This window comes from Pseudomonas sp. MT92, assembly GCF_058792515.1.
The window spans coordinates 1-23,554 of the sequence record NZ_JBXAFA010000005.1 but is presented as its reverse complement, the minus strand read 5'-3'; the positions used below and the strand labels follow the sequence as shown (position 1 = coordinate 23,554).

Here is a 23,554-nt window from a genome sequence, read left to right as displayed (position 1 = left end):
CGACAGACACCGCCGCACGCCAAGATAGGCGCAGCATTCAGGAACTCAAGCATGAAATTTTGCAGTCAGTGCGGCAACCCGGTGACCCAGCGCATTCCCGAAGGTGATTCGCGCCTTCGCTTCGTTTGCGACAGCTGTCAGACCATTCATTACCAGAACCCCAATATCGTCGCCGGTTGCGTGGCGACCTGGGGCAACAAGGTATTGCTGTGCCGACGCGCCATCGAGCCACGCCTGGGCTATTGGACCCTGCCCGCCGGTTTCATGGAAAACGGCGAGACCATCGAGCAGGCGGCGATTCGCGAAACCGCCGAGGAAGCCTGCGCCCGGGTGCGCAACCTGAGCATCTATACCCTGATCGACGTGCCGCACATCAGCCAGGTGCATGTATTTTTCCGCGCCGAACTGGCGGACCTGAACTTCGCCGCCGGCCCTGAAAGCCTGGAAGTGCAATTATTCGACGAAGTCGACATTCCTTGGGATGAGCTGGCTTTCCGCACGGTGGGCCGTACCTTAGAATGCTTCTTCGCTGACCGGCGGGCCGAGGTCTACCCCGTACGGTCCGAATCGATCCCGCCGCTCGCTCAGCCTGCCAACTAAAAAAACATCTATAAATGAATAGTCGCGACACCTTTTGGGGAATCGTTTCAATGCGCTGGTTGCTTGCCCTGTTTTGCTTGTCTTTCATCACGGTATCCCAGGCGTCTGCCGTGGAAACGCTGAACGGCAAGGTCATCGAGAAAGTCCTGGTTCTCAAGTCCGCTCATCAATTGCAATTGATCAATGACGGCAAGCCGATAAAGACCTATCGCATTTCCCTGGGCAAAAACCCCAGGGGGCCGAAATTGATGGAGGGCGACAAACGCACGCCGGAGGGTTTCTACTGGATCGACTGGCGCAAGACCAGCAACAACTTCAATCTGGCGATGCACATCTCTTACCCGAACATCACTGACTCTGCCCGCGCGCGCCGCGAAGGTGTCGCGCCAGGCGGCATGATCATGATCCACGGCACCCCGGACACCGAAGACACCCCGGAAGACCTGTTCCACACCCTGGACTGGACCGACGGCTGCGTGGCCATGCGCAACAGGGACATGCGTGAAGTCTGGAACCTGGTGCCGGATGGCACGATGATCGAGATTCGTCCGTAACCCTGCTCCCTCGGCACAAAAGCCTGCCTGGGTCGATACTGCGCTGACCTGCAGGATCGCAAGTGAATACAGGCAAAAAAAAACCCGCTGAAATCGCTTTCAGCGGGTTTTTCATTTCAGCAGCCTGGAAGATCAGAAATCCTCCAGCCGCCACACCTCATAAGCCGGTGTCTCGTAGGGATGGCTGCCTTTCAAGGCAGCCACCACCGAACGGATCAACTCATCGGCCACGACCAGCTCAACCTTCCATTCCTCGACCTGTTCGACCTGCCCTGCCTCACCCTGGAACGGCTGACTGCCCTCCAGTGGACGAAACTGGCCTTGGCCCAACACCTGCCATGCGCAGTGATCGTAAGCGCCAATCCGTCCGCCACCGGCGGCGAATACGGCACTTTTGATCACTTCGACATGGCTGTCGGGAACAAAAAAGCTGAGCTTGTACACGGCCCTTAGTCCACCCGCTCTTAGTTCACCCACACGCGCGCATTACGGAACATGCGCATCCAAGGGGCGTCTTCGTTCCAGTCATCCGAGCGCCACGAGTTCTGCACGGCGCGGAACACGCGCTCCGGGTGCGGCATCATGATGGTCACGCGACCGTCGCGGCTGGTCAGACCGGTGATCCCGCGCGGCGAGCCGTTCGGGTTGGCCGGATAGTTTTCGGTTACCTTGCCGTGGTTGTCGACGAAACGCATGGCTACGCAACCGGACAGATCGGCTTCCAGCAACGCTTCTTCGCTGGCGAACTCGGCATGGCCTTCGCCGTGAGCAATGGCGATCGGCATACGCGAACCGGCCATGCCTTGCAGGAAGATCGAGTTCGACTCCTGGACCTGCACCATCGCCACACGGGCTTCGAACTGCTCGGAACGGTTACGCACGAAGTGCGGCCAGAACTCGCTGCCCGGAATCAGCTCGTGCAGGTTGGACATCATCTGGCACCCGTTGCACACGCCGAGGGTGAAGCTGTCGTTACGCTCGAAGAAGCCCTGGAAGGCATCGCGGGCACGGCTGTTGAACAGGGCCGACTTGGCCCAGCCTTCACCGGCACCCAGTACGTCGCCGTACGAGAAGCCGCCGCAAGCGACCAGGCCCTTGAACTCGTTCAGGTCGACACGGCCGGCCAGAATGTCGCTCATGTGCACGTCGATCGCGCTGAAACCGGCACGGTCGAACGCCGCCGCCATCTCCACCTGACCGTTGACGCCCTGCTCACGCAGCACGGCAACCTGTGGGCGAATGCCTTTCTTGATGTAAGGCGCGGCGACGTCCTGGTTGACGTCGAAGCTGAGCTTGACGCTCAGGCCCGGGTTGTCTTCTTCCAGGATCACGTCGAACTCTTGCTCGGCGCAGTCGGCGTTATCACGCAGGCGCTGGATCTGGTAGCTGGTCTCGGCCCACTGGCGTTGCAGCAGGCGGCGTTGACCTTCGAACACGGTGTCGCCGTTGAAGACGATGTCGATCTGACCGTTGTTGATCGGCTGCCCGATCACCGCCACGCATTCAGCCAAACCAGCCGCACTGAATTGTGCGAGTACGCTTGGCGTCGCGTCCTGACGCACCTGGATCACTGCGCCCAGTTCTTCGTTGAACAGGATGCCGTTGATCTCGGAGGCATCCTCGGCAACGCTGTCGAGCACCAGGTTCAGGCCGCAGTGACCGGCAAAGGCCATCTCGACCACGCTGGTCAGCAGACCACCGTCGGAACGGTCGTGGTAAGCCAGCAGGTGACCGTCGGCGTTGAGGCCCTGGATCACCGCGAAGAAAGCTTTGAGGTCTTCGGCGTCATCGACGTCCGGGGCCTGCTTGCCCAGCTTGCCGTGGGTCTGGGCCAGGATCGAGGCGCCCATGCGGTTCTGGCCGCGGCCCAGGTCGATCAGGATCAGGTCGGTGGTGCCCTTGTCCATGCGCAGTTGCGGGGTCAGGGTCTGACGGATGTCAGTCACTGGCGCGAAACCGGTCACGATCAGGGACATCGGCGAAGTGACAGCCTTGTCCACGCCTTCATCGTTCCAGCGCGTGGCCATGGACATCGAGTCCTTGCCCACCGGAATGGTGATGCCCAGCTCAGGGCACAGCTCCATGCCGACCGCTTTCACGGTGTCGTACAGACGCGCGTCTTCGCCCGGGTGACCGGCAGCCGACATCCAGTTCGCCGACAGCTTGATGTCGGAGATCTTGGCGATGCGCGAGGCCGCGATGTTGGTCAGGGTTTCGCCGATGGCCATGCGGCCCGACGCCGGAGCGTCCAGCAGCGCCAGCGGAGTGCGCTCGCCCATGGCCATGGCTTCACCGGTGTAGACGTCGAAGCTGGTGGCGGTGACGGCAACGTCGGCCACCGGAACCTGCCACGGGCCGACCATCTGGTCACGGGCCACGAGGCCGGTGATGGTGCGGTCGCCGATGGTGATCAGGAAGCTTTTGCTGGCCACGGCCGGGTGATGCAGTACGCGCTCGACGCACTCGCCGATATCGAGGGTCGACGGATCGAAATCGTCGCCCAACTCGTTTTCACGCACCACCGAACGGTGCATGCGCGGGGCCTTGCCCAGCAGCACTTCGAGCGGCATGTCCACCGGGCTGTTGCCGAAGTGGCTGTCGGTGACCGTCAACTGCGGTTCAGCAGTAGCTTCGCCGACCACGGCGAACGGGCAACGCTCGCGTTCGCAGATCGCCTTGAAGCGCTCGAAGTCAGCCGGGCCAACCGCCAGAACATAACGCTCCTGGGATTCGTTGGACCAGATTTCGTGCGGGGCCATGCCCGGCTCGTCGTTTGGAATGTTGCGCAGTTCGAAACGGCCACCACGGTCGCCGTCGTTGACCAGTTCCGGGAAGGCGTTGGACAGACCGCCCGCACCCACGTCGTGGATGAAGCTGATCGGGTTCTTGTCGCCCAGTTGCCAGCAACGGTCGATGACTTCCTGGCAGCGACGCTCCATCTCAGGGTTTTCACGCTGTACGGAAGCGAAGTCCAGGTCCGCTGAACTGGTGCCGGTGGCCATGGAGGAAGCCGCGCCGCCGCCCAGGCCGATCAGCATCGCCGGGCCGCCGAGCACGATCAGCTTGGAGCCAACGAGGATTTCGCCTTTCTTGACGTGTTCTTCACGGATGTTGCCCATGCCGCCGGCCAGCATGATCGGCTTGTGGTAACCGCGAACCTCATCACCGTGCGGGGTGGAGATGGATTGTTCGAAGGTACGGAAGTAACCGGTCAGTGCCGGACGGCCGAATTCGTTGTTGAACGCCGCGCCGCCCAGTGGGCCTTCGATCATGATGTCCAGCGCGGTCACGATGCGCTCAGGCTTGCCGTATGGCACTTCCCATGGCTGTTCGAAGCCCGGGATCTGCAGGTTCGATACGGTGAAGCCGGTCAGGCCAGCCTTCGGCTTGGCACCGCGACCGGTTGCACCTTCATCACGGATCTCGCCACCGGAACCGGTGGACGCGCCCGGGAACGGAGCAATCGCGGTCGGGTGGTTGTGGGTCTCGACTTTCATCAGGATGTGCACCGGCTCCTGCACCGCGCCGTACTGGCGGGTTTCAGGGTCCGGGAAGAAACGACCGGCCACGGAGCCGACGATCACCGATGCGTTGTCCTTGTAAGCCGACAGAACGCCTTCGCTGTGCATCACGTAGGTGTTCTTGATCATGCCGAACAGGCTTTTTTCCTGGCTCTCGCCGTCGATGTCCCAACTGGCGTTGAAGATCTTGTGACGGCAATGCTCGGAGTTGGCCTGGGCGAACATCATCAGTTCGATGTCGTGCGGGTTGCGCTTCAAGCCGACGAAGGCGTTGACCAGGTAGTCGATTTCGTCTTCCGCCAGGGCCAGGCCCAGCTCGGTGTTGGCTTTTTCCAGCGCGGCGCGGCCACCACCCAACACGTCGATCGCGGTCAGGGGCTTGGGTTCGGCGTGACTGAACAGGCCGGCAGCCTGTTCGAGGTTGCCCAGGACGATCTGGGTCATGCGGTCGTGCAGCACATCGGCAATCAGCTGTGCGTCTGCGTCGCTGAACTGGCCGGCAACGTAGAACGCAATGCCACGCTCCAGGCGCTGGATCTTGGTCAGCCCGCAATTGCGAGCGATGTCGCTGGCCTTGCTCGACCATGGCGAAATGGTGCCAAACCGCGGCAACACCAGAAACAGACGACCGGTCGGCTCCTGGACCGGAACGCTTGGACCGTATTTCAGAAGGCGCGCAAGCACCTGCTGTTCGTCGCCGGTCAGGACGCCGGTAACTTCGGCGAAGTGAGCGAATTCAGCATACAGGCCACTGACAGCCGGGACCTTCTGGCTCAGTTGCTCAAGGAGTTTGCTGTGGCGAAAGGCAGAAAGGGCAGGAGCGCCGCGCAGGATCAACATCTTCGGGACAGCCTCGGGAAGGGGTGTGCTTTGAGGCCGTGCATTCTAGCCTAAACAGCCCGCGACATCACCCGAAACGCTACGCGCGGTTGCACCCGGGCGTCGGAGCGGGTGTCCGAGCGGAAAACCGGCGCCGATCGGGGCGCTCGGCGCGAGTTATTTTGACGGGTGAAAAATCGGGTTGTAGCCCATTCCTGCGGGCTCCAAGTGGGTTTTTCGCCTTCTAGCAGACAAGCCCTTTGCTGTCGAGATATGGCGCTCGTGGTCCTTTGCGTATACTGCGCAAATGTTTTTCCCAACGGCTTTGCGTCCGCGGTACGCCAAATGGCTGATCGCAACCGGACTCTTCCTGATGCTCAGTGGCTGTGTTGATAAACCCAACACACTGGAGCGCGTAAAGGAGGATGGCGTGCTGCGGGTGATCACCCGAAACAGCCCCGCCACCTACTTCCAGGATCGCAACGGTGAAACCGGCTTCGAATACGAGCTGGTGAAGCGCTTCGCCGACGATCTGGGGGTCGAACTCAAGATCGAGACCGCCGACAACCTCGACGACCTGTTCAACGAGGTGGGCAAACCCAAAGGCCCGGTATTGGCCGCCGCGGGGCTGGTCAGCAGCGAAGCGCGCAAAAAGCAGGTGCGATTTTCCCACTCCTATCTGGAAGTGACCCCACAGATCATCTATCGCAACGGCCAGTCGCGCCCTACCGAAGCGAAAGATCTGGTGGGCAAGAAGATCATGGTGCTCAAGGGCAGCACCCACGCCGAACAGCTGGCGCAGCTGAAAAAGCAATTTCCCGGCATTGAATACGAAGAGTCCGACGCCGTTGAAGTCGTCGACCTGTTGCGCATGGTCGATGAGGGGCAGATCGACCTGACCCTCGTGGACTCCAACGAAGTCGCGATGAACCAGGTCTACTTCACCAATATCCGGGTCGCCTTTGACCTCGGTGACGCCAGCAACCAGAGCTGGGCGGTGGCGGCCGGGGATGACAACAGCCTGCTCAACGAGATCAACGCCTACCTCGACAAGGTCAAGAAGAACGGCACCCTGCAACGCCTCAAAGACCGTTATTACGGGCATGTCGACGTCCTTGGCTATATGGGCGCCACCACCTTCGCCCAACACTTGCAGCAACGCTTGCCCAAGTACGAACAGCACTTCAAGGCCTATGCCAAGAAAGAGAAAGTCGACTGGCGCCTGCTGGCGGCCATCGGCTATCAGGAATCGTTGTGGCAACCGGCCGTCACGTCAAAAACCGGCGTGCGTGGCCTGATGATGCTGACCCAGAACACTGCGCAGGCCATGGGCGTGTCCAACCGCCTCGACCCCAAGCAGAGCATCATGGGCGGCGCCAAGTACCTGGCTTACATGAAAGATCAACTGGACGAGTCGATCCAGGAACCGGATCGCACCTGGTTTGCCCTGGCGGCCTACAACGTCGGCAGCGGCCACCTGGATGACGCCCGCAAACTGGCAAAGCGGGAAGGCCTGAATCCGGACAAGTGGCTGGACGTGAAGAAAATGCTGCCGCGCCTGTCCGAGAAGAAGTGGTACAGCAAAACCCGATACGGCTATGCCCGTGGCGGCGAGCCGGTGCATTTCGTGGCCAACATCCGCCGCTATTACGACATCCTGACCTGGGTCACGCAGCCGCAACTTGAAGGCGATCAAGTGGCCGAGGGCAAGTTGCTCGTGCCGGGGATCGACAAGACCAAGCCAGCTCCGGAACCGGCACCGCTTTAACAGCCCTCACCAAATAATTGTGGGAGCAAGCTCCCACATTGGGTTTTGCGCCCGGCTCAAGCCTTGGCGGCCGCCGCCAGAATCAACGCCTTCATCTCCGAAACAGCCGACTTGAAGCCAACGAACAAGGCATGGGCCACCAGCGCATGGCCGATGTTCAGCTCGTTGATACCTTTGATTGCCGCAACGGCTTCGACGTTGTGGTAATGCAGGCCATGGCCGGCGTTGACGATCAGGCCCTGGGCCAGACCAAACGCCACGCCATCGGCAACCCGCTTGAGTTCTTCAGCCACCTCGGCAGGCGTCTGGGCATCGGCGTAACGCCCGGTGTGCAGCTCGATGGCCGGCGCGCCCACACGACGGGACGCCTCGATCTGACGCTCATCGGCATCGATGAACAGCGACACTTCCGAGCCGATCTTCGACAGGCGCTCCACCGCCGCCTTGATACGGGCTTCTTGCCCCGCCACGTCCAGACCACCTTCCGTCGTCAGCTCCTGTCGGGTTTCCGGCACCAGGCAAATGTGCGCCGGGCGAATCCGCTCGGCGAACGCCATCATTTCTTCTGTGACGCCCATCTCGAAGTTCATGCGGGTCTGCAGCACGTCCTTGAGCAGCAACACATCGCGCTCCTGAATGTGACGACGGTCTTCACGCAAGTGCACGGTAATGCCATCGGCGCCCGCCTCTTCCGCATCCAGTGCTGCCTTCACCGGGTCCGGGTAGCGGGTACCCCGAGCCTGACGTAAGGTGGCAACGTGGTCGATATTCACGCCAAGAAGAATGCGGGTGCTGGTGGTCACGGAAGCGCTCCAGAAGAAGAGAAAGTTCGGTGCACAGCATACATGGGGAATTTACGGTTTTCGAAACAACTCTCGGGAAACCAGCGGCCGGCCGCCCAAATGAACGGCCAGCGCCTGCCGCATCAAGCGCTTGGCCGCCGACAAGGCACCCGGCGCGCTCCAGTCAGCATCGGCCATGGCCAGCAATTCCGTGCCATTGAACAGGCCCGGTTGCAACAGATAGACCCGCTCCAGTCCCGCATCCACTTGCAAGCGATAAAGGCCGTCCGGCGCGATGGGGGCGTCGTGGATGTCCGTGATCAGAGAAAAGCCGTAACCGAGGTCATCGAGCAACCGCCATTCGAATGAGCGCAGCAGCGGTTCCAGCGGACGACCTTCAGCCAGGGCCAGCAGGGTGGCGGCGTAATGATCGAATACGGCGGGATGCGGATCTTCGGCGGGCAGCAGGCGAATCAGCAACTCATTGAGATAAAGGCCGCTGAACAGGGCTTCTCCATTGAGCCAGGTGGAAACGCCGGCGCTTTCCATGCGCCCCACGTTTTTGAGCTCGCCACGCCCCCGAAACTCCACTTCCAGTGGCACGAATGGCCGTGCAAGCGTCCCGGCCTTGCCTCGCGCACTGCGCAATACAGCCCGCAACCGACCTTGCGGCGTGAGGAAGTCCACCAGCGCACTGCTTTCGCGGTAGGCGCGGGAGTGGAGGACGTAGGCGGGTTGGCCAATTGGCTGGGTTGCGGACATGGATGTCTCACTGAAGGCATGCCGTTTTGAAATCAACACAAACCAATGTGGGAGCGGGCTTGCCCGCGATGGCGGATTCACCTTCAACATCTCTGCTGAATGTTACATCCTCATCGCGGGCAAGCCCGCTCCCACAGGGTTCTACGGTGTAGTGCAAGCCTGATTTACAGGTCGCCGTAACCCAGCGAACGCAAGGCGCGTTCGTCGTCGGACCAGCCGCCCTTCACCTTGACCCAAAGGTTGAGCATGATCTTGGAGTCGAACAGCAGCTCCATGTCCTTGCGCGCCTCGGTGCCGATACGCTTGATGCGCTCGCCCTTGTCGCCAATGATGATTTTCTTCTGGCCGTCACGCTCGACGAGGATCAACGCATGAATGTGCAGGGTTTTCCCCTGCTGCTTGAACTCTTCGATTTCGACGGTGATCTGGTATGGCAGCTCGGCACCCATCTGGCGCATGATTTTTTCGCGAACCAGTTCAGCGGCAAGGAAACGGCTGCTGCGGTCGGTGATCTGGTCTTCCGGGAAGAAGTGATCGTTTTCCGGCAGATGCCCGGCAATCACCCGTTCCAGTGCGTCAAGGTTGTGCCCGTGCTGGGCCGAGATCGGGATGATCTGCGCGTTCGGCAACTGTTCCTGCAACCAGGACAGGTGCGGCATCAGCTCCGCCTTGTCTTCGATGCGGTCAGTCTTGTTCAGCGCCACGATCAGCGGGCCGGTCACGTATTGCACGCGCTCAAGGACCATCTGGTCTTCTTCGGTCCACTTGGTGCGGTCGACCACGAAAATCACCACGTCGACGTCTTTCAACGCCGCCGATGCGGTCTTGTTCATGTAGCGGTTCAGGGCTTTCTCGCCACCCTTGTGCATGCCAGGGGTGTCGACATAAATGGCCTGTACATCGCCTTCGGTCTTGATACCGAGCATGTTGTGACGGGTGGTTTGCGGCTTGCGCGAGGTGATCGCCAGTTTCTGACCCAGGATGTGGTTCAGCAACGTGGATTTGCCCACGTTCGGACGGCCGACGATGGCAACATAGCCACAGCGCGTTGCGGTTGTATCAGTCATTGCCATTCTCCACACCCAGGGCAATCAGTGCTGCGGCGGCCGCTACCTGTTCGGCAATGCGACGGCTCACACCCTGACCTCGGCTTTTTTCATTCAGTAAGATGATTTCGCATTCGACGAAGAACGTCCGACAATGCGGCTCACCCTGGATATCCACCACTTCGTAACGCGGCAGCTCGCAACCACGGGACTGCAGAAACTCCTGCAGGCGGGTTTTTGGATCCTTGTTGGTGTCGACCAGTGTCAGGCCTTCGAACTCGCCGGCCAGCCAGGCCAGCACGCGTTCGCGCGCCACTTCCATGCCGGCATCGAGGTAGATCGCACCAATCAGCGCTTCCAGGGCATCGGCCAGAATCGACTCGCGACGGAAACCGCCGCTCTTCAATTCGCCGGAACCCAGGCGCAGGTATTCGCCCAGATCGAAACCACGGGCCAGTACGGCCAGGGTCTCACCTTTCACCAGACGGGCACGCAAACGCGACAACTGGCCTTCGCGGGCCAGCGGGAAGCGATCGAACAATGCCTCGCCAGCCACGAAGTTGAGAATGGCATCACCGAGGAACTCCAGGCGCTCGTTGTTGCGCCCGGCAAAGCTGCGGTGAGTCAGGGCCAGGATCATCAGTTCCTGATCCTTGAAGGTGTAGCCGAGCTGACGCTCGAGACGGCTTAAAGAGACGCTCACGGTTTACCCACGCTGAGTTCGTGGTTGGATTCCACCGCCATCGCCGGGGTTCGGCGCAGGCTTGGGACAATTAACGCTGTGTTCAAAAATAACGTCCTGAATATCGTTGTTTTCATGCTGCCGGCGTCGATTGTGTCGACTCCAGAAATGCATTCGGCGCTGTGTTCAACAGCGCCGTGTTTGATTACTTGATCAGGCCAACCCGCGAGAAATTCGGCAGGTGACTGAGTTTGGGTTCCGGCCAGCTCATCCAGACTGCAAAGGCCTTGCCGACGATATTCTTGTCGGGAACCATGCCCAGCAGATCCTTGGGAATGTTCGGATCATCCCAGTAACGACTGTCGTTCGAATTGTCGCGGTTGTCGCCCATCATGAAATAGTGCCCGGCAGGTACGGTCCAAGAACGGTCCGGCGTAGCCCGGTAGCGACTCATTTCCTTGCGAATCAGGTGCTCGGCGGCGCCGAGTTTTTCCTTGTAGAGCTCGGCGCTCCCCAAGGTGCCCGGCTCGGAGCCGACCAGTTGCTCGGCAATCGATTCACCGTTGACGAACAGGCGCTTGTCAGCGGTGTAACGAACCTGATCACCCGGCAGACCGACTACACGCTTGATGTAGTTGACGTTTGGATCGCTCGGATAGCGGAACACCATCACATCGCCGCGTTGTGGCTCACCGACTTCGATGACTTTCTTGTCGATCACCGGCAAGCGGATCCCGTAGGAAAACTTGCTCACCAGGATGAAATCGCCGACGTCCAGGGTCGGTTTCATCGAGCCGGAAGGGATCTGGAACGGTTCCACCAGGAACGAACGCAGCACCAGCACGATGAACAATACCGGGAAGAACGACTTGCCGTATTCGACCAGCAGCGGTTCTTTGTTCAACTTCTCGACCACCATCACATCAGGCTGGCTCACGCTGCCCTGATAGGAGGCAATGGCGGCACGCCGACGCGGCGCCAGGAAAAGCAGATCGAGCAACGCCAACAAGCCGCAGACGAATACGGCGATGACCAGCAACAGCGGGAAATTTAGTGACATAGGACCTAACTATCCAACCTGAGCACTGCAAGGAAGGCTTCTTGTGGAATTTCCACGTTACCGACCTGCTTCATGCGTTTTTTACCGGCCTTTTGCTTTTCCAGCAGTTTTTTCTTACGGCTAACGTCACCGCCGTAGCATTTGGCCAATACGTTCTTTCTGAGTGCCTTGACGGTTGTCCGCGCCACAATCTGACCGCCAATGGCGGCCTGGATTGCCACGTCGAACATCTGCCGCGGAATCAGCTCTTTCATCTTCTCGGTCAACTGGCGACCTTTGTAGTGCGCATTGTCCTTGTGCACGATCAGCGCCAGGGCGTCGACCTTGTCGCCGTTGATCAGCACATCCAGTTTCACCAGATTAGCCGATTGGTAACGGTCGAAATGGTAATCCAGCGAAGCATAGCCGCGACTGGTGGACTTCAGGCGGTCGAAGAAGTCCAGGACCACTTCGTTCATCGGCAGATCGTAGGTCACCTGGACCTGGGTACCGAGGAACAGCATGTCATGCTGAATGCCGCGTTTCTCGATGCACAGGGTAATGACGTTGCCCAGGTGCTCCTGCGGCACAAGAATATTGGCCCGCACGATCGGCTCGCGCATGTCTTCGATGGAAGACAGGTCCGGCAGCTTCGACGGGTTATCGACGTAGATCGTTTCGCCGGACTTGAGCAGCAGTTCGAAAATTACCGTCGGCGCGGTGGTGATCAGGTCCAGGTCGTATTCGCGCTCCAGGCGCTCCTGGATGATTTCCATGTGCAGCATGCCGAGGAAACCGCAACGGAAGCCGAAGCCCAGGGCGTCGGAGCTTTCCGGGGTGTATTGCAGCGACGAGTCGTTCAGCGTGAGCTTTTGCAGCGCCTCGCGGAAGTCTTCGAAATCGTCGGAGCTGACCGGGAACAGACCGGCATACACCTGAGGCTGAATGCGTTTGAAACCTGGCAGCACATCGACGTCCGGCGTCGAGCTCAAAGTCAGGGTGTCACCCACTGGCGCACCGTGAATGTCCTTGATGCCGGCGATGATGAAGCCCACTTCACCGGCTTTCAGGTCAACGGTAGCGGTGTGTTTGGGATTGAAGACACCGACGCTGTCCACCAGGTGGATCTTGCCGGTGGACTTGACCAGAATCTTGTCGCCTTTCTTCACGCGGCCATGGCGTACGCGCACCAGGGACACAACGCCCAGGTAGTTGTCGAACCAGGAGTCGATGATCAACGCTTGCAGCGGATCTTCGATGTTGCCGGTTGGCGCCGGAATGGTGGTGACCAGGCGCTCGAGCACTTCATCGACGCCCAGACCGGTCTTGGCACTGCAAGTGACCGCGTCGGTGGCATCGATGCCGATGATTTTTTCGATTTCTTCTTTAACGCGGTCCGGATCGGCCTGTGGCAGGTCGATCTTGTTCAGCACCGGCATCACTTCCAGGCCCTGCTCGATCGCCGTGTAGCAGTTGGCTACCGACTGCGCCTCGACACCCTGACCGGCATCGACCACCAGCAAAGCGCCTTCACAGGCCGCCAGCGAGCGGCTGACTTCATAGGTGAAGTCAACGTGGCCAGGGGTATCAATGAAGTTCAACTGATAGGTGATGCCATCACGGGCCTTGTAATACAGGGTAACGCTATGCGCCTTGATGGTGATGCCGCGTTCACGCTCAAGGTCCATGGAGTCGAGGACCTGGGCTTCCATTTCACGCTCGGCCAGGCCGCCGCACATCTGGATGAAGCGATCGGCCAGCGTCGACTTGCCATGGTCAATGTGGGCGATGATGGAGAAATTGCGGATATGACTCAAATCACTCACGGATCAACACTCAAAAAGGCTGCAGGCATAGCCCGCCGAAAAATAGCCGGGAATTGTACCTGATCCACGGCGCTAGCGTCACGTTCGCAGGTCAGACGGCCAGTACAAAAACGCCCCGGTCTTGCGACAGGGGCGTTTTTTATGACCAAAGTAGCCGGGAACGCCCCGCCATCAACCGGCGCGACGCAACAACCACAGCCCGGCCAAGGCGCAGATGCCGGCTGGCACCAGCACCGCAAACAGCGGCGAGAAACCGAACACCAGGCTCGAAGGGCCCAGCAAATCCTGGGCAATGCGGAAAGTGAAGCCCACCAGCACGCCGGTAAACACCCGCTGACCCAGGGTCACCGAACGCAACGGGCCGAAAATGAAGGAAATCGCCATCAGCACCAGGGCAGCAGTGACCAACGGCTGCAACACCTTGACCCAAAATGCCAGCCAGTAACGACCATTGTTCAAGCCCTGGTCCGCCAGATAGTGGATATACCCCCACAGACCGCTGATCGACAACGACTCGGGTGTCATCACCACGGTATTGAGCAATTGCGGGCTCAATGCCACGTCCCAGCGCTCCACAGGGGCAGTCACCACCTCAGAGCTTTTATCGTGGAACAGCGTGGTGGTGATATCGGTCAGTTGCCAGTGCTCCTTGTCGAAGTCTGCGCGCTTGGCGAAGCTGGCCGACAACATGTGCCGCTCGGCGTCAAAGCGATAACGGGTCACACCGTACAAAATGCCATTGGGCTGAACGGAGTTGATGTGGATGAATTCATCGCCCTGACGGTGCCACATGCCGTGCTTGGCACTTTGCGCGTCGCCACTGCCCTGGGCCAGCGAACGATTGGCTTGCGCGATATTTTCACTGGCGGGGGCGACATACTCGCCGATCAGCACGCCGGCAAGCATCAGCACCAACATGGGCTTCATGACCGCCCAGACGATTCGGCCGATCGACACGCCGGCCGCGCGCATGATGGTCAACTCGCTGTTGCTGGCCAGGCTGCCGAGGCCGATCAGGCAACCGATCAGCGCCGCCATCGGCAACATTTCGTAAAGACGGCGCGGTGCAGTCAGCAGCACATAACTCGCGACATCGGCCAGGGTGTAGGTATCGCTGATTTCGCCCATTTCATCGATGAACGCAAACAACGTTGCCAGCCCCAGGATGATTCCCAGCACAGCCAGGATCGCAATGAGCACGCTGCTACCAATGTAGCGGTCGAGCTTAACCACGGGCCACCTCCAGCGCGCTGCGGCGACTCGCCATCTTCAAGCGCAGGGGTTCCCAGTAAAGCAGGCCCAGGCCGATGAGCAGGAAGATGGCATGCACCCACCACAAGCCCAACGCCACCGGGATCTTGCCCTTGTCGAGGGCGCCGCGTGCGGCAATCAGCAGGGTCAGGTAAGCCATATAAAGAAGAATCGCCGGCAACAGTTTGAGGAAGCGCCCCTGGCGCGGATTGACTCGCGACAGCGGCACCGCCATCAGGGTCACGATGAAGACCAGCAAGGGCAAGGACAGACGCCACTCAAGCTCGGCGCGCATACGCAAGTCATCGCTATGGATCAAGACACTGGTGCTCAGCGCATCACGGTCGGTGACTTCGTCGCTGACATCCGGCTTGGGCAGCAATACACCGTACTCGTCGTACTTGATCGCACGATAGTCGGCCTGCCCCGGATTACCGTCGTAACGGTAGCCATTGTCGAGGATCAGGTAGCGATTGCCATCAGGCTTGATTTCCTGCCGGCCCTTTTCAGCCACCAGGACGGAAATCCCGCGATCTTTCCCGTCGGATGAGGCGTTCTTTTGCGAAATGAATACGCCGCCAAGGTTGATCCGATCTGCCGACAACTGCTCGGTGTAAGTCACTCGCGTACCGTCGCGCAACGCCTGGAAGCGCCCCGGCTCCAGGGTATCGAACTCGGTCAGGGCATCTTGCTTGTTCAGCAGCAGCTGGAACTGATTGGCACCTTGTGGCGCCAGGCTCAGGCTCAGCCACGCCACGATCAGCGCCACCAGCGTGGCCGGAAAAAGGGTCATGACAAACAGACGCTGCTGGCTCATGCCGGTAGCCGAAAGCACGGTCATCTCGCTTTCCAGATACAGCCGGCCATACGCCAGCAGAATCCCCAGGAACAGTCCCAAGGGCAGGATCAGCTGCAGGAATCCCGGCAGGCGGAAGCCCATGATCAGAAACAGTGAACCCGGATCCAGAAGGCCCGAAGCGGCCTGGGCGAGGTATTTGATGAAGCGTCCACTCATGATGATGACCAGCAGCACGGCGCTGACGGCGCTCAAGGTCAACAAGACTTCGCGGGATAGGTAACGGAAGACGATCAAACCAGACACTCCAGGATTGTCAGGCGAAGGCAGCCAAACAAACAAACATATCAGGCAACCCGCAGGGCAGAGCCGCCGAAAAAGATGGCGCATTATCCTGTGATTGGGTGCGCCTGTCACTGCGCAATGCATGGAAGCGCCTGTAGGACCGAGCGCACTCGCGAAGGGCGACGTCCATATCTCACGAAGCCTGAAACCCCGCCGCGGCCTCAAGTTCTTCGCGAGCAGGCTCGCTCCGACAATCGTACAACCGAGGGTTGTCAGGCGCCGCTAGCGAGGTTCAAACTGCGGCCTTCGTCGCCGGTCGGTACTGGCGCCTTTCTATTACTTTCTATTTAGATGCAGGCAGGCGACGCACATTCGGTGTCGAGCGCTTGCGAGTTGACCATCAATTCAGGGACCCGGACATGGAACTGGTTGTAAAGAGCGTTAACCCGGAAACGTTGAAAACCGCCACGTTGGTGGTCGCCGTCGGTGAAGGCCGCAAACTCGGCGTCGCCGCCAAACAACTCGACGAACTCAGCGGCGGTGCGATCAGCGCCGTGCTCAAGCGTGGCGACCTGGCCGGCAAGGTCGGGCAGAGCCTGCTGCTGCACAGCCTGCCCAACCTCAAGGCCGAGCGCGTGCTGCTGGTGGGCGTGGGTAAAGATGAAGAACTGGGCGACCGCCCGTTCCGCAAAATCATCGCCGGCGTACTCAATACCCTCAAAGGCCTGGCCGGCAGTGATGCGGTCCTGGCCCTGGACGAAATCGTGGTCAAAGGCCGCGACAGCTACGGCAAGACCCGCCTGCTGGCCGAAACCCTGGTGGACGGTGAATACCAGTTCGATCAGTTCAAGAGCCAGAAAGCCGAACCACGCGCCCTGAAGAAAGTCACCCTGCTGACCATCAAGGCCGCCCAGGCTGAAGTGCAACGCGCCGTGACCCACGCCACCGCCATTGCCAACGGCATGGCCTTCACTCGCGACCTGGGCAACTTGCCGCCAAACATCTGCCACCCGACGTTCCTCGGTGAGCAAGCGAAAAACCTCGGCAAAGAGTTCAAGGACCTGAAAGTCGAAGTCTTCGACGAGAAGAAGATCAAGGCACTGGGCATGGGCTCGTTCTATGCCGTTGGCCAGGGCAGCGCCCAACCGCCGCGCCTGATCGTCATGCAATACAACGGCGGCAAGAAATCCGAGAAGCCCTACGCCCTGGTCGGCAAAGGCATCACCTTCGACACCGGCGGTATCAGCCTCAAGCCAGGCGCCGGCATGGACGAAATGAAATATGACATGGGCGGCTCTGCCAGCGTGTTCGGCACCCTGCGTGCCGTGCTCGAGCTGAAATTGCCAATCAACCTGGTGTGCATCCTGGCATGCGCCGAGAACATGCCGAGCGGCAACGCTTCTCGCCCGGGCGACATCGTCACCACCATGAGCGGCCAGACCGTGGAAATCCTCAACACCGACGCCGAAGGCCGTCTGGTGCTGTGCGACGCACTGACCTACTCCGAGCGCTTCAAGCCGCAAGCCGTCATCGACATCGCCACCCTGACCGGTGCCTGCGTGGTTGCCCTGGGCGCCCATACCTCGGGCCTGCTGGGCAACAACGATGAACTGATCGGCCAACTGCTCAGCGCCGGCAAGGCGGCCGACGACCGCGCCTGGCAATTGCCGTTGTTCGATGAGTACCAGGAGCAACTCGACAGCCCGTTCGCCGACATCGCCAACATCGGCGGCCCGAAAGCCGGCACCATCACCGCTGCCTGCTTCCTGTCGCGCTTCACCAAGAACCTGAACTGGGCGCACCTGGACATCGCCGGCACTGCCTGGACCAGCGGCGGCAAGGACAAGGGCGCCACTGGCCGTCCGGTTCCCCTGTTGACCCAATACCTGCTGGACCGCGCCAAAGCCTGAAACCGATGAACCTGGGCAGCGTCGCTTTCGGGCGGCGCCGCTCAAGGCTCAGGAACCGCAATGACCAAAGTCGACTTCTATATCCTGCCCAGCGCCGATCCTTCGGCACGCCTGGATTTTGCCTGCAAGCTCACTGAAAAAGCCTGGCGCATGGGGCACCGCATTTACCTGCATTGCAGCGACGCCTCCCAACGCGAGGATCTCGACGCACGCTTATGGGCGTTCAAGGGCGAAAGTTTCGTGCCCCACGGCCCTGCCGAAAGCGAACCGGACAGCCTGATCGTCCTGGGTCTTGGCGATGACTGCGGCCAGCACCAGGATCTGTTGGTCAATCTCGACCTGAAAGTGCCGGCCTTTGCCCAGCGCTTTGCCCGCGTGGCAGAAGTGGTGGTGGAAGACCCGGTGATACGCCAGGCCGCGCGGGAGAGTTTCCGTTTCTACCGCGAACAGGGCTATCCTCTGCAAGATCACCGTTTACAGCGACTCTGAGCATTCCGATGGACACTCCAAAACCGCTGCAAAAGTCCGTGCACCTGCTGGACGACCTTGAGTCGATCCGCCAACTGCTCGGCGATGACAACCTGCAACCACCGCTGCTGACCGACACGGTCGATGAAGGTGAACAGGAACAGATTCCGATGCTGTTCGACACTGTCAGCGCCCCCGCGCCGACCGTCGAACCGAAAGCGCCCGCCCCAGCCGCCGAGCCGGCACCGAGCGCCAGCAAGGGCGCCGACGCCCTGCTGTACCTCGACAGCGAACTGCGCGCCGCCGCGCAATTGATCATGCAGGACGTGATCGACGACTTCGCGCCGCACATCGAAACCGAAATCAAACGCCGCTTGAATGCGCGGATGGAGCGATTGCTGAGCCAGTACAACGATTGAACAACCTGCGCCAAGCGCGCCTGTGTGGGAGCGTGCCTGCTCGCGATGGCGTCTTGATTTTCACCGACGATATCGCCTGCCGGACTGCTTTCGCGAGCCAGCTCACGCCACAAACAGCCTCCAACAACTGATTTGTGCGGGGTCATAGAGATTGGTCACCGAATGCCTTTATCATGCGCCCCATGATTAAAGATCCCTTTGCAAGACTTGGCCTGGACCGTGAAGTCCTGACCGTCAGCCAGCTCAACGGCCGTGCACGGGTGTTGCTCGAAGACGTGTTCAGCAACATCTGGGTCGAAGGCGAAATCTCCAACCTGGCCCGCCCGGCATCCGGCCACGTGTACTTCACACTCAAGGACAGCGGCGCCCAGGTGCGTTGCGCACTGTTCCGGCAGAACGCTGCGCGAGTGCGACAAGCATTGAAAGACGGCCTGGCGGTCAAGGTACGCGGCAAGGTCTCGCTGTTCGAGGGGCGCGGGGACTACCAACTGATCCTCGACACCGTGGAACCTGCGGGCGATGGCGCGTTGCGGCTGGCCTTCGATGCATTGAAGGAAAAACTCAGCGCCGAAGGCCTGTTCAGCGCCGAGCGCAAGGTACCGCTGCCGGCCCATCCACAACGGATCGGCATCATCAGTTCACCTACCGGCGCGGTGATCCGCGACATCATCAGCGTGTTCCGCCGTCGCGCACCTCAGATACAACTGACGCTGATCCCGACGGCCGTTCAGGGCCGCGAAGCCACCGCGCAAATTGTTCGCGCGCTGAAACTGGCCGATGCCCGCGGCTTCGACGCCTTGATCCTGGCCCGAGGTGGCGGCTCGCTGGAAGACCTCTGGTGCTTCAACGAAGAAGCCGTGGCCCGCGCGGTGGATGCCTGCGTAACGCCGATCGTCAGCGCCGTCGGCCATGAAACCGATGTGTCGATCAGTGACTTCGTCGCCGACGTTCGCGCCCCGACCCCATCCGCCGCCGCTGAATTGCTCGCACCGGACTCCAGCGATCTGGTCCGCCGGGTCGAAAGCCTGCACCGACGGTTGGTGATGCGCATGCGCGACCGTTTGATGCGCGACCGCCTGCGCCTCGAAGGCATCTCCCGGCGCCTGCGTCACCCCGGCGAACGCCTGCGCCAGCAAGCGCAACGCCTGGATGATCTGGACATGCGCATGCGCCGCGCCTTTGAACGCAGCCTCAACACTCGCCGTGAACGGCTGATCCGCCTGGAAACCCGCCTGGCCGGGCAACATCCCGGTCGGCAACTGGCGTTGTTGCGCCAGCGCCTCGACAGCCTTGCCGAGCGCCTGCCTCGCGCCATGCGCGAGGGCCTGAAAAACCGTCGCCTACAGCTGCAAAGCCAAATGCAGACCCTGCATGTGGTCAGCCCCCTGGCGACGCTGGGCCGCGGTTACAGCATTTTGCTCGACGAGCGCGGCAACGCGATTCGCAACGCCGCGCAAACCCATAACGGTCAACGTCTGAAAGCCAAGCTGGGCGAAGGCGAACTGCAAGTGCGGGTTGAAGACAATCACCTGACGCCTGTCACCCTTTCATTACTGGATTGATCCATGCCGCGCCTTTTAGCTTCTCTGCTATTGCTGTGCCTGACCCTGAACGCCCACGCCGACAGCTATATCACCCGCCTGTTGAACAAACCGGTGCCGGGCGGCGTCGCGGTGGTGGATCTGGGCACCTCAGCGCAAGCGCCGAAAGCCAGCTATCAGGGCAAACCGGTACTGGTGGTCAAGGAGCAGAACAATTGGCTGGCCATCGTCGGCGTACCGCTGACTGTTAAACCGGGCGCCCAGTCCATCAGCAGCGGCGGCCGTACGCTGAGCTTCACCGTGGGCCAGAAAAAATACCCGGAACAACGCATCACCTTGAAGAACACACAGCAGGTCAACCCTGACCCGGAGAATCTCAAGCGCATAGAACGCGAGCTGGCAGAGCAGATTGCCGCCTATCGCACGTTCAGCCCGAATACCCCCAGCAACCTGCTGTTGGACAAACCGGTCAACGGGCCGCTGTCGAGCAAGTTCGGGGTGCGCCGGTTCTTCAACGGTGAAGAGCGCAATCCCCACGCAGGCCTGGACTTCGCAGTGCCAGCCGGCACACCGATCAAGACCCCGGCCGCTGGCAAGGTGATTCTGATCGGCAATTACTTCTTCAACGGCAACACCGTGTTTGTCGACCATGGCCAAGGCTTCATCAGCATGTTCTGCCACATGTCGAAAATCGATGTGAAGGTCGGTCAGCCATTGGCGCGTGGTGATGTGGTCGGCAAGGTCGGCTCGACCGGTCGGGCGACCGGGCCGCATATGCACTGGAACGTCAGCCTGAACGACGCGCGGGTAGATCCGGCGATTTTCATTGGGGCGTTTCAGCCTTAAGCCTGCGGTTGGTCCGCTCGCGATGAGGGCATCACCGGCGCCGCTTACTCAGCGTCCAGGTCCTCTATCCCGTGGGCTTCCCGGTCGGCCAGGCAGTGCTTGATCCATTCCCGGGTTTCCTCCGAGAACCCGGTAAGCTCTTCAGCCGTGACCAGCTCACGGGCGCATAGCCCGAGCAAGTGAGAACGCGCTTCATGCCGCGAAAACCTGAACACCCCAAACGCCCAGTACAACTCCTTTTGACCGGCCTGGAGCAATTCCTCGCTCGCCTCAATCCGCTCATAAGGTGAGAGGTTTTTATCCAGCACTGTCTTTTCGACATCCGCCATGATCCGCACACACATCCGCTCATGGGCGACCGGACGCAGCACGCAATAGAGCTTCCAATCGGACTCGTTCATCGCCGACTCCTGCTTGTCAGTCGAGGCCATAAGCATAGCTGCACGGGCACGGCCCGATGCCAAAATCCTCGATTGCGCATCACTCAAACCCTGCGCAAGCAACTGAACAAACAGCACCATTCAGCACAATAAAATCTCGATAAATACATAGACACGAGTATTCCTCTCAATTTTTTTCGACTGCTTGCCATCTTTCTCCCCCGCGGTTAGGGTTGAAGGCATGAAAACTCCTCACACCCTCATTCAGCTTCGCCAGCACCGCAGCCTGTGCCTTGTCAGTGCACGACTGCCGGGCTGATCGCGGTGCCTCGTCTCACGCCTTACCCCAAAAATATTTGATCCACCGGCTGGCCGCCTTTTTTCGGCCCACACAATAAGGATTACTCCGATGAGCATGCTCAAAGACCCGTCTTCGAAATACCGCGCGTTCCCGACCATCGACATCCCGGACCGTACCTGGCCGTCGAAAACCATCACTGCCGCGCCGATCTGGTGCAGTTCCGACCTGCGTGACGGCAACCAGTCGCTGATCGAGCCGATGGACGCCGTCAAGAAGCTGCGCTTCTGGAAAACCCTGGTGCAGGTGGGCGTGAAAGAAATCGAAGCATCGTTCCCGGCCGCTTCGCAAACCGACTTCGACTTCGTGCGCACCCTGATCGAAGGCAACCACATCCCGGACGACACCACCATCCAGGTGCTGACCCAGGGCCGTGAAGACCTGATCGAGCGTACCTTCGAATCCCTGCGCGGGGCGAAGAAAGCCATCGTTCACCTGTACAACGCGACCTCCCCTTCCTTCCGCCGGATTGTCTTCAATCAGGACAAGGACGGCGTCAAGGCCATCGCCGTGAACGCCGCCAAGCTGTTCGTCAAATACGCGGCCATGCAGCCCGACACCGAGTGGACCTTCGAATACTCGCCGGAAACCTTCAGCGCCACCGAACTGGAGTTCGCCAAGGAAGTCTGCGACGCGGTGATCGAAGTCTGGAACCCGACGCCCGAGCACAAGATGATCCTCAATCTGCCGGCCACCGTGGAATGCGCGACCCCGAACATCTATGCCGACCAGATCGAATGGTTCGGCCGTCACATCAACCGTCGTGACAGCGTGATCATCAGCCTGCACACCCACAACGACCGTGGCACCGGCGTGGCCGCCACCGAACTGGGCCTGATGGCCGGCGCCGACCGCGTCGAAGGCTGCCTGTTCGGCAACGGCGAGCGCACCGGTAACGTTGACCTGGTGACCGTCGCCCTGAACATGTACACCCAGGGTCTCGACCCTCAACTGGACTTCTCCGACATCGACGGCGTGCGCAAAGTCGTCGAAGAATGCAACCAGATCCAGGTGCACCCACGTCACCCGTACGTCGGCGACCTGGTCCACACGGCGTTCTCCGGCTCCCACCAGGATGCCATCCGCAAGGGCTTCGCCCAGCAGAAACCGGATGCCCTGTGGGAAGTACCGTACTTGCCGATCGACCCGGCCGACATCGGCCGCAGCTACGAAGCGGTCATCCGCGTCAACAGCCAGTCGGGCAAGGGCGGTATCGCCTACCTGCTGGAACAGGAATACGGCATCAGCCTGCCGCGTCGCATGCAGATCGAGTTCAGCCAGGTCGTGCAGCGTGAGACCGATCGCCTGGGCCTCGAAATGACGGCCCAACAGATCCACGCCCTGCTGCACAGCGAGTACTTGCAAGCCAATACCCCGTACGCGCTGGTCAGTCATCGCCTGCAGGAAGAAAACGGCCACAGCGCCGTCGAAGTGGAAGTCGCCAGCCAAGGCCAGGGCGAAACCAACCTGCATTGGCGCGGCAAGGGCAATGGCGCCCTGGAAGCCCTGGTGGCCGGCTTGCCAGTCCCCGTGGAAATCATGGACTACAACGAGCACGCCATCGGCGCGGGCACCAATGCCAAGGCAGCGGCCTACATTGAACTGCGGGTGAATGGCGAGCGTGCGGTGCATGGCGTCGGCATCGACGAAAACATCACCACCGCCAGCTTCAAGGCCCTGTTCAGCGCGCTGAACCGCTCCCTGAGCCAGCCGGAAGCGAAAGCGGCGTAAGCCTACGCTGTCATGCCTGTCTCTTCTCCACATCTGACGCTGCCGACGAAGTCTTCCTAGTGTAGATCTCGGTGGTCGCCGTATCATTAAAAAAGGGGGGGGGGGGGGGGGGGGGGGGGGGGGGGGGGGGGGGGGGGGGGGGGGGGGGGGGGGGGGGGGGGGGGGGGGGG

At 60.5% G+C, this 23,554-nt stretch carries 20 protein-coding genes; 9 read left to right on the top strand and 11 right to left on the bottom strand.

Going from position 1 to position 23,554, the window contains the following annotated elements; translation table 11 throughout:
* Positions 1-51 precede the first annotated feature (51 nt).
* Both AC1Q6D_RS10545 and AC1Q6D_RS10540 read left to right on the top strand, forming a co-directional pair.
* Entirely contained in the window at positions 52-600 is a 549-nt protein-coding gene (locus AC1Q6D_RS10545) for an NUDIX hydrolase (RefSeq protein ID WP_103405805.1), read from the top strand.
* A gap of 50 nt (positions 601-650) precedes the next feature.
* The gene (locus AC1Q6D_RS10540; protein WP_047538142.1) at positions 651-1,154 is read left to right on the top strand and encodes a L,D-transpeptidase family protein; all 504 of its coding nucleotides are present in this window, start codon (positions 651-653) and stop codon (positions 1,152-1,154) included.
* Between the two features lie 132 nt (positions 1,155-1,286).
* Here the strand turns inward: AC1Q6D_RS10540 and AC1Q6D_RS10535 are convergent, their stop codons facing one another.
* The gene (locus AC1Q6D_RS10535) at positions 1,287-1,598 is read right to left on the bottom strand and encodes a YqfO family protein (RefSeq protein ID WP_103405806.1); all 312 of its coding nucleotides are present in this window, start codon (positions 1,596-1,598) and stop codon (positions 1,287-1,289) included.
* 20 nt (positions 1,599-1,618) lie between these two features.
* A complete protein-coding gene (purL, locus tag AC1Q6D_RS10530; RefSeq protein ID WP_103405807.1) occupies positions 1,619-5,515 on the bottom strand; it encodes a phosphoribosylformylglycinamidine synthase in 3,897 nt (1,298 codons plus the stop codon).
* 286 nt (positions 5,516-5,801) lie between these two features.
* On the opposite strand from purL, the gene mltF reads away from it, so the two are divergent.
* On the top strand, positions 5,802-7,262 hold the full coding sequence (gene mltF / locus AC1Q6D_RS10525) for a membrane-bound lytic murein transglycosylase MltF (protein WP_047538134.1): 1,461 nt from the start codon (positions 5,802-5,804) through the stop codon (positions 7,260-7,262).
* A gap of 56 nt (positions 7,263-7,318) precedes the next feature.
* Here mltF and pdxJ read toward each other — a convergent pair whose 3' ends face one another.
* The 8 genes from pdxJ to lptF all read right to left on the bottom strand — a co-directional run bounded on the left by pdxJ (position 7,319) and on the right by lptF (position 15,743).
* Positions 7,319-8,065: a pyridoxine 5'-phosphate synthase gene (gene pdxJ, locus AC1Q6D_RS10520; protein WP_103405808.1), complete on the bottom strand. Its 747-nt coding sequence runs from the start codon at positions 8,063-8,065 to the stop codon at positions 7,319-7,321.
* A gap of 51 nt (positions 8,066-8,116) precedes the next feature.
* Positions 8,117-8,806 (bottom strand): DNA repair protein RecO, encoded by a 690-nt coding sequence (recO, locus tag AC1Q6D_RS10515; RefSeq protein WP_047538132.1) that lies wholly within the window; start codon positions 8,804-8,806, stop codon positions 8,117-8,119.
* A 164-nt stretch (positions 8,807-8,970) separates the two neighbouring features.
* Positions 8,971-9,873 carry a GTPase Era gene (era, locus tag AC1Q6D_RS10510; RefSeq protein ID WP_047538131.1) on the bottom strand — a complete coding sequence of 301 codons (903 nt, stop codon included), beginning with the start codon at positions 9,871-9,873 and terminating at the stop codon, positions 8,971-8,973.
* A complete protein-coding gene (gene rnc / locus AC1Q6D_RS10505; protein WP_103405809.1) occupies positions 9,866-10,555 on the bottom strand; it encodes a ribonuclease III in 690 nt (229 codons plus the stop codon). The genes era and rnc overlap by 8 nt, the downstream gene beginning before the upstream one ends.
* 184 nt (positions 10,556-10,739) lie before the next feature.
* Complete coding sequence (gene lepB / locus AC1Q6D_RS10500) at positions 10,740-11,594, bottom strand: signal peptidase I (protein ID WP_103405810.1); 855 nt, start codon at positions 11,592-11,594, stop codon at positions 10,740-10,742.
* A gap of 5 nt (positions 11,595-11,599) precedes the next feature.
* Complete coding sequence (gene lepA, locus AC1Q6D_RS10495; RefSeq protein WP_047538127.1) at positions 11,600-13,399, bottom strand: translation elongation factor 4; 1,800 nt, start codon at positions 13,397-13,399, stop codon at positions 11,600-11,602.
* A gap of 171 nt (positions 13,400-13,570) precedes the next feature.
* A complete protein-coding gene (lptG, locus tag AC1Q6D_RS10490; RefSeq protein ID WP_103405811.1) occupies positions 13,571-14,632 on the bottom strand; it encodes an LPS export ABC transporter permease LptG in 1,062 nt (353 codons plus the stop codon).
* Positions 14,625-15,743 carry an LPS export ABC transporter permease LptF gene (lptF, locus tag AC1Q6D_RS10485; protein ID WP_103405812.1) on the bottom strand — a complete coding sequence of 373 codons (1,119 nt, stop codon included), beginning with the start codon at positions 15,741-15,743 and terminating at the stop codon, positions 14,625-14,627. Before lptF ends, lptG begins: the two co-directional genes overlap by 8 nt.
* A 407-nt stretch (positions 15,744-16,150) precedes the next feature.
* Between lptF and AC1Q6D_RS10480 the strand changes: the two genes are divergently transcribed.
* The 5 genes from AC1Q6D_RS10480 (at position 16,151) to AC1Q6D_RS10460 (ending at position 20,915) form a co-directional block, all read left to right on the top strand.
* On the top strand, positions 16,151-17,641 hold the full coding sequence (locus AC1Q6D_RS10480) for a leucyl aminopeptidase (RefSeq protein WP_103405813.1): 1,491 nt from the start codon (positions 16,151-16,153) through the stop codon (positions 17,639-17,641).
* A gap of 60 nt (positions 17,642-17,701) precedes the next feature.
* On the top strand, positions 17,702-18,130 hold the full coding sequence (locus AC1Q6D_RS10475; RefSeq protein ID WP_090316547.1) for a DNA polymerase III subunit chi: 429 nt from the start codon (positions 17,702-17,704) through the stop codon (positions 18,128-18,130).
* 8 nt (positions 18,131-18,138) lie between these two features.
* A complete protein-coding gene (locus AC1Q6D_RS10470; protein WP_103405814.1) occupies positions 18,139-18,528 on the top strand; it encodes a DNA polymerase III subunit chi in 390 nt (129 codons plus the stop codon).
* A gap of 182 nt (positions 18,529-18,710) precedes the next feature.
* Entirely contained in the window at positions 18,711-20,090 is a 1,380-nt protein-coding gene (gene xseA / locus AC1Q6D_RS10465) for an exodeoxyribonuclease VII large subunit (protein WP_103405815.1), read from the top strand.
* 3 nt (positions 20,091-20,093) lie between these two features.
* Positions 20,094-20,915 carry a M23 family metallopeptidase gene (locus tag AC1Q6D_RS10460; protein ID WP_103405816.1) on the top strand — a complete coding sequence of 274 codons (822 nt, stop codon included), beginning with the start codon at positions 20,094-20,096 and terminating at the stop codon, positions 20,913-20,915.
* A gap of 44 nt (positions 20,916-20,959) precedes the next feature.
* On the opposite strand, the gene AC1Q6D_RS10455 is transcribed toward AC1Q6D_RS10460, so the two are convergent.
* Entirely contained in the window at positions 20,960-21,316 is a 357-nt protein-coding gene (locus AC1Q6D_RS10455; RefSeq protein WP_047539337.1) for a hypothetical protein, read from the bottom strand.
* A gap of 388 nt (positions 21,317-21,704) precedes the next feature.
* On the opposite strand from AC1Q6D_RS10455, the gene leuA reads away from it, so the two are divergent.
* A complete protein-coding gene (gene leuA / locus AC1Q6D_RS10450) occupies positions 21,705-23,384 on the top strand; it encodes a 2-isopropylmalate synthase (RefSeq protein ID WP_047538113.1) in 1,680 nt (559 codons plus the stop codon).
* Positions 23,385-23,554 lie beyond the last annotated feature (170 nt).

What these genes read in the sequence shown, in the direction of transcription:
- AC1Q6D_RS10480 (WP_103405813.1), top strand. Translation starts at nt 16,151, where the DNA reads ATGGAACTGGTTGTAAAGAGCGTTAACCCGGAAACGTTGAAAACCGCC.
- leuA (WP_047538113.1), top strand. Translation starts at nt 21,705, where the DNA reads ATGAGCATGCTCAAAGACCCGTCTTCGAAATACCGCGCGTTCCCGACC.
- purL (WP_103405807.1), bottom strand. Translation starts at nt 5,515, where the DNA reads ATGTTGATCCTGCGCGGCGCTCCTGCCCTTTCTGCCTTTCGCCACAGC.
- AC1Q6D_RS10460 (WP_103405816.1), top strand. Translation starts at nt 20,094, where the DNA reads ATGCCGCGCCTTTTAGCTTCTCTGCTATTGCTGTGCCTGACCCTGAAC.
- AC1Q6D_RS10545 (WP_103405805.1), top strand. Translation starts at nt 52, where the DNA reads ATGAAATTTTGCAGTCAGTGCGGCAACCCGGTGACCCAGCGCATTCCC.
- lepB (WP_103405810.1), bottom strand. Translation starts at nt 11,594, where the DNA reads ATGTCACTAAATTTCCCGCTGTTGCTGGTCATCGCCGTATTCGTCTGC.
- mltF (WP_047538134.1), top strand. Translation starts at nt 5,802, where the DNA reads ATGTTTTTCCCAACGGCTTTGCGTCCGCGGTACGCCAAATGGCTGATC.
- xseA (WP_103405815.1), top strand. Translation starts at nt 18,711, where the DNA reads ATGATTAAAGATCCCTTTGCAAGACTTGGCCTGGACCGTGAAGTCCTG.
- AC1Q6D_RS10540 (WP_047538142.1), top strand. Translation starts at nt 651, where the DNA reads ATGCGCTGGTTGCTTGCCCTGTTTTGCTTGTCTTTCATCACGGTATCC.
- era (WP_047538131.1), bottom strand. Translation starts at nt 9,873, where the DNA reads ATGACTGATACAACCGCAACGCGCTGTGGCTATGTTGCCATCGTCGGC.
- recO (WP_047538132.1), bottom strand. Translation starts at nt 8,806, where the DNA reads ATGTCCGCAACCCAGCCAATTGGCCAACCCGCCTACGTCCTCCACTCC.
- AC1Q6D_RS10475 (WP_090316547.1), top strand. Translation starts at nt 17,702, where the DNA reads ATGACCAAAGTCGACTTCTATATCCTGCCCAGCGCCGATCCTTCGGCA.
- AC1Q6D_RS10470 (WP_103405814.1), top strand. Translation starts at nt 18,139, where the DNA reads ATGGACACTCCAAAACCGCTGCAAAAGTCCGTGCACCTGCTGGACGAC.
- AC1Q6D_RS10455 (WP_047539337.1), bottom strand. Translation starts at nt 21,316, where the DNA reads ATGAACGAGTCCGATTGGAAGCTCTATTGCGTGCTGCGTCCGGTCGCC.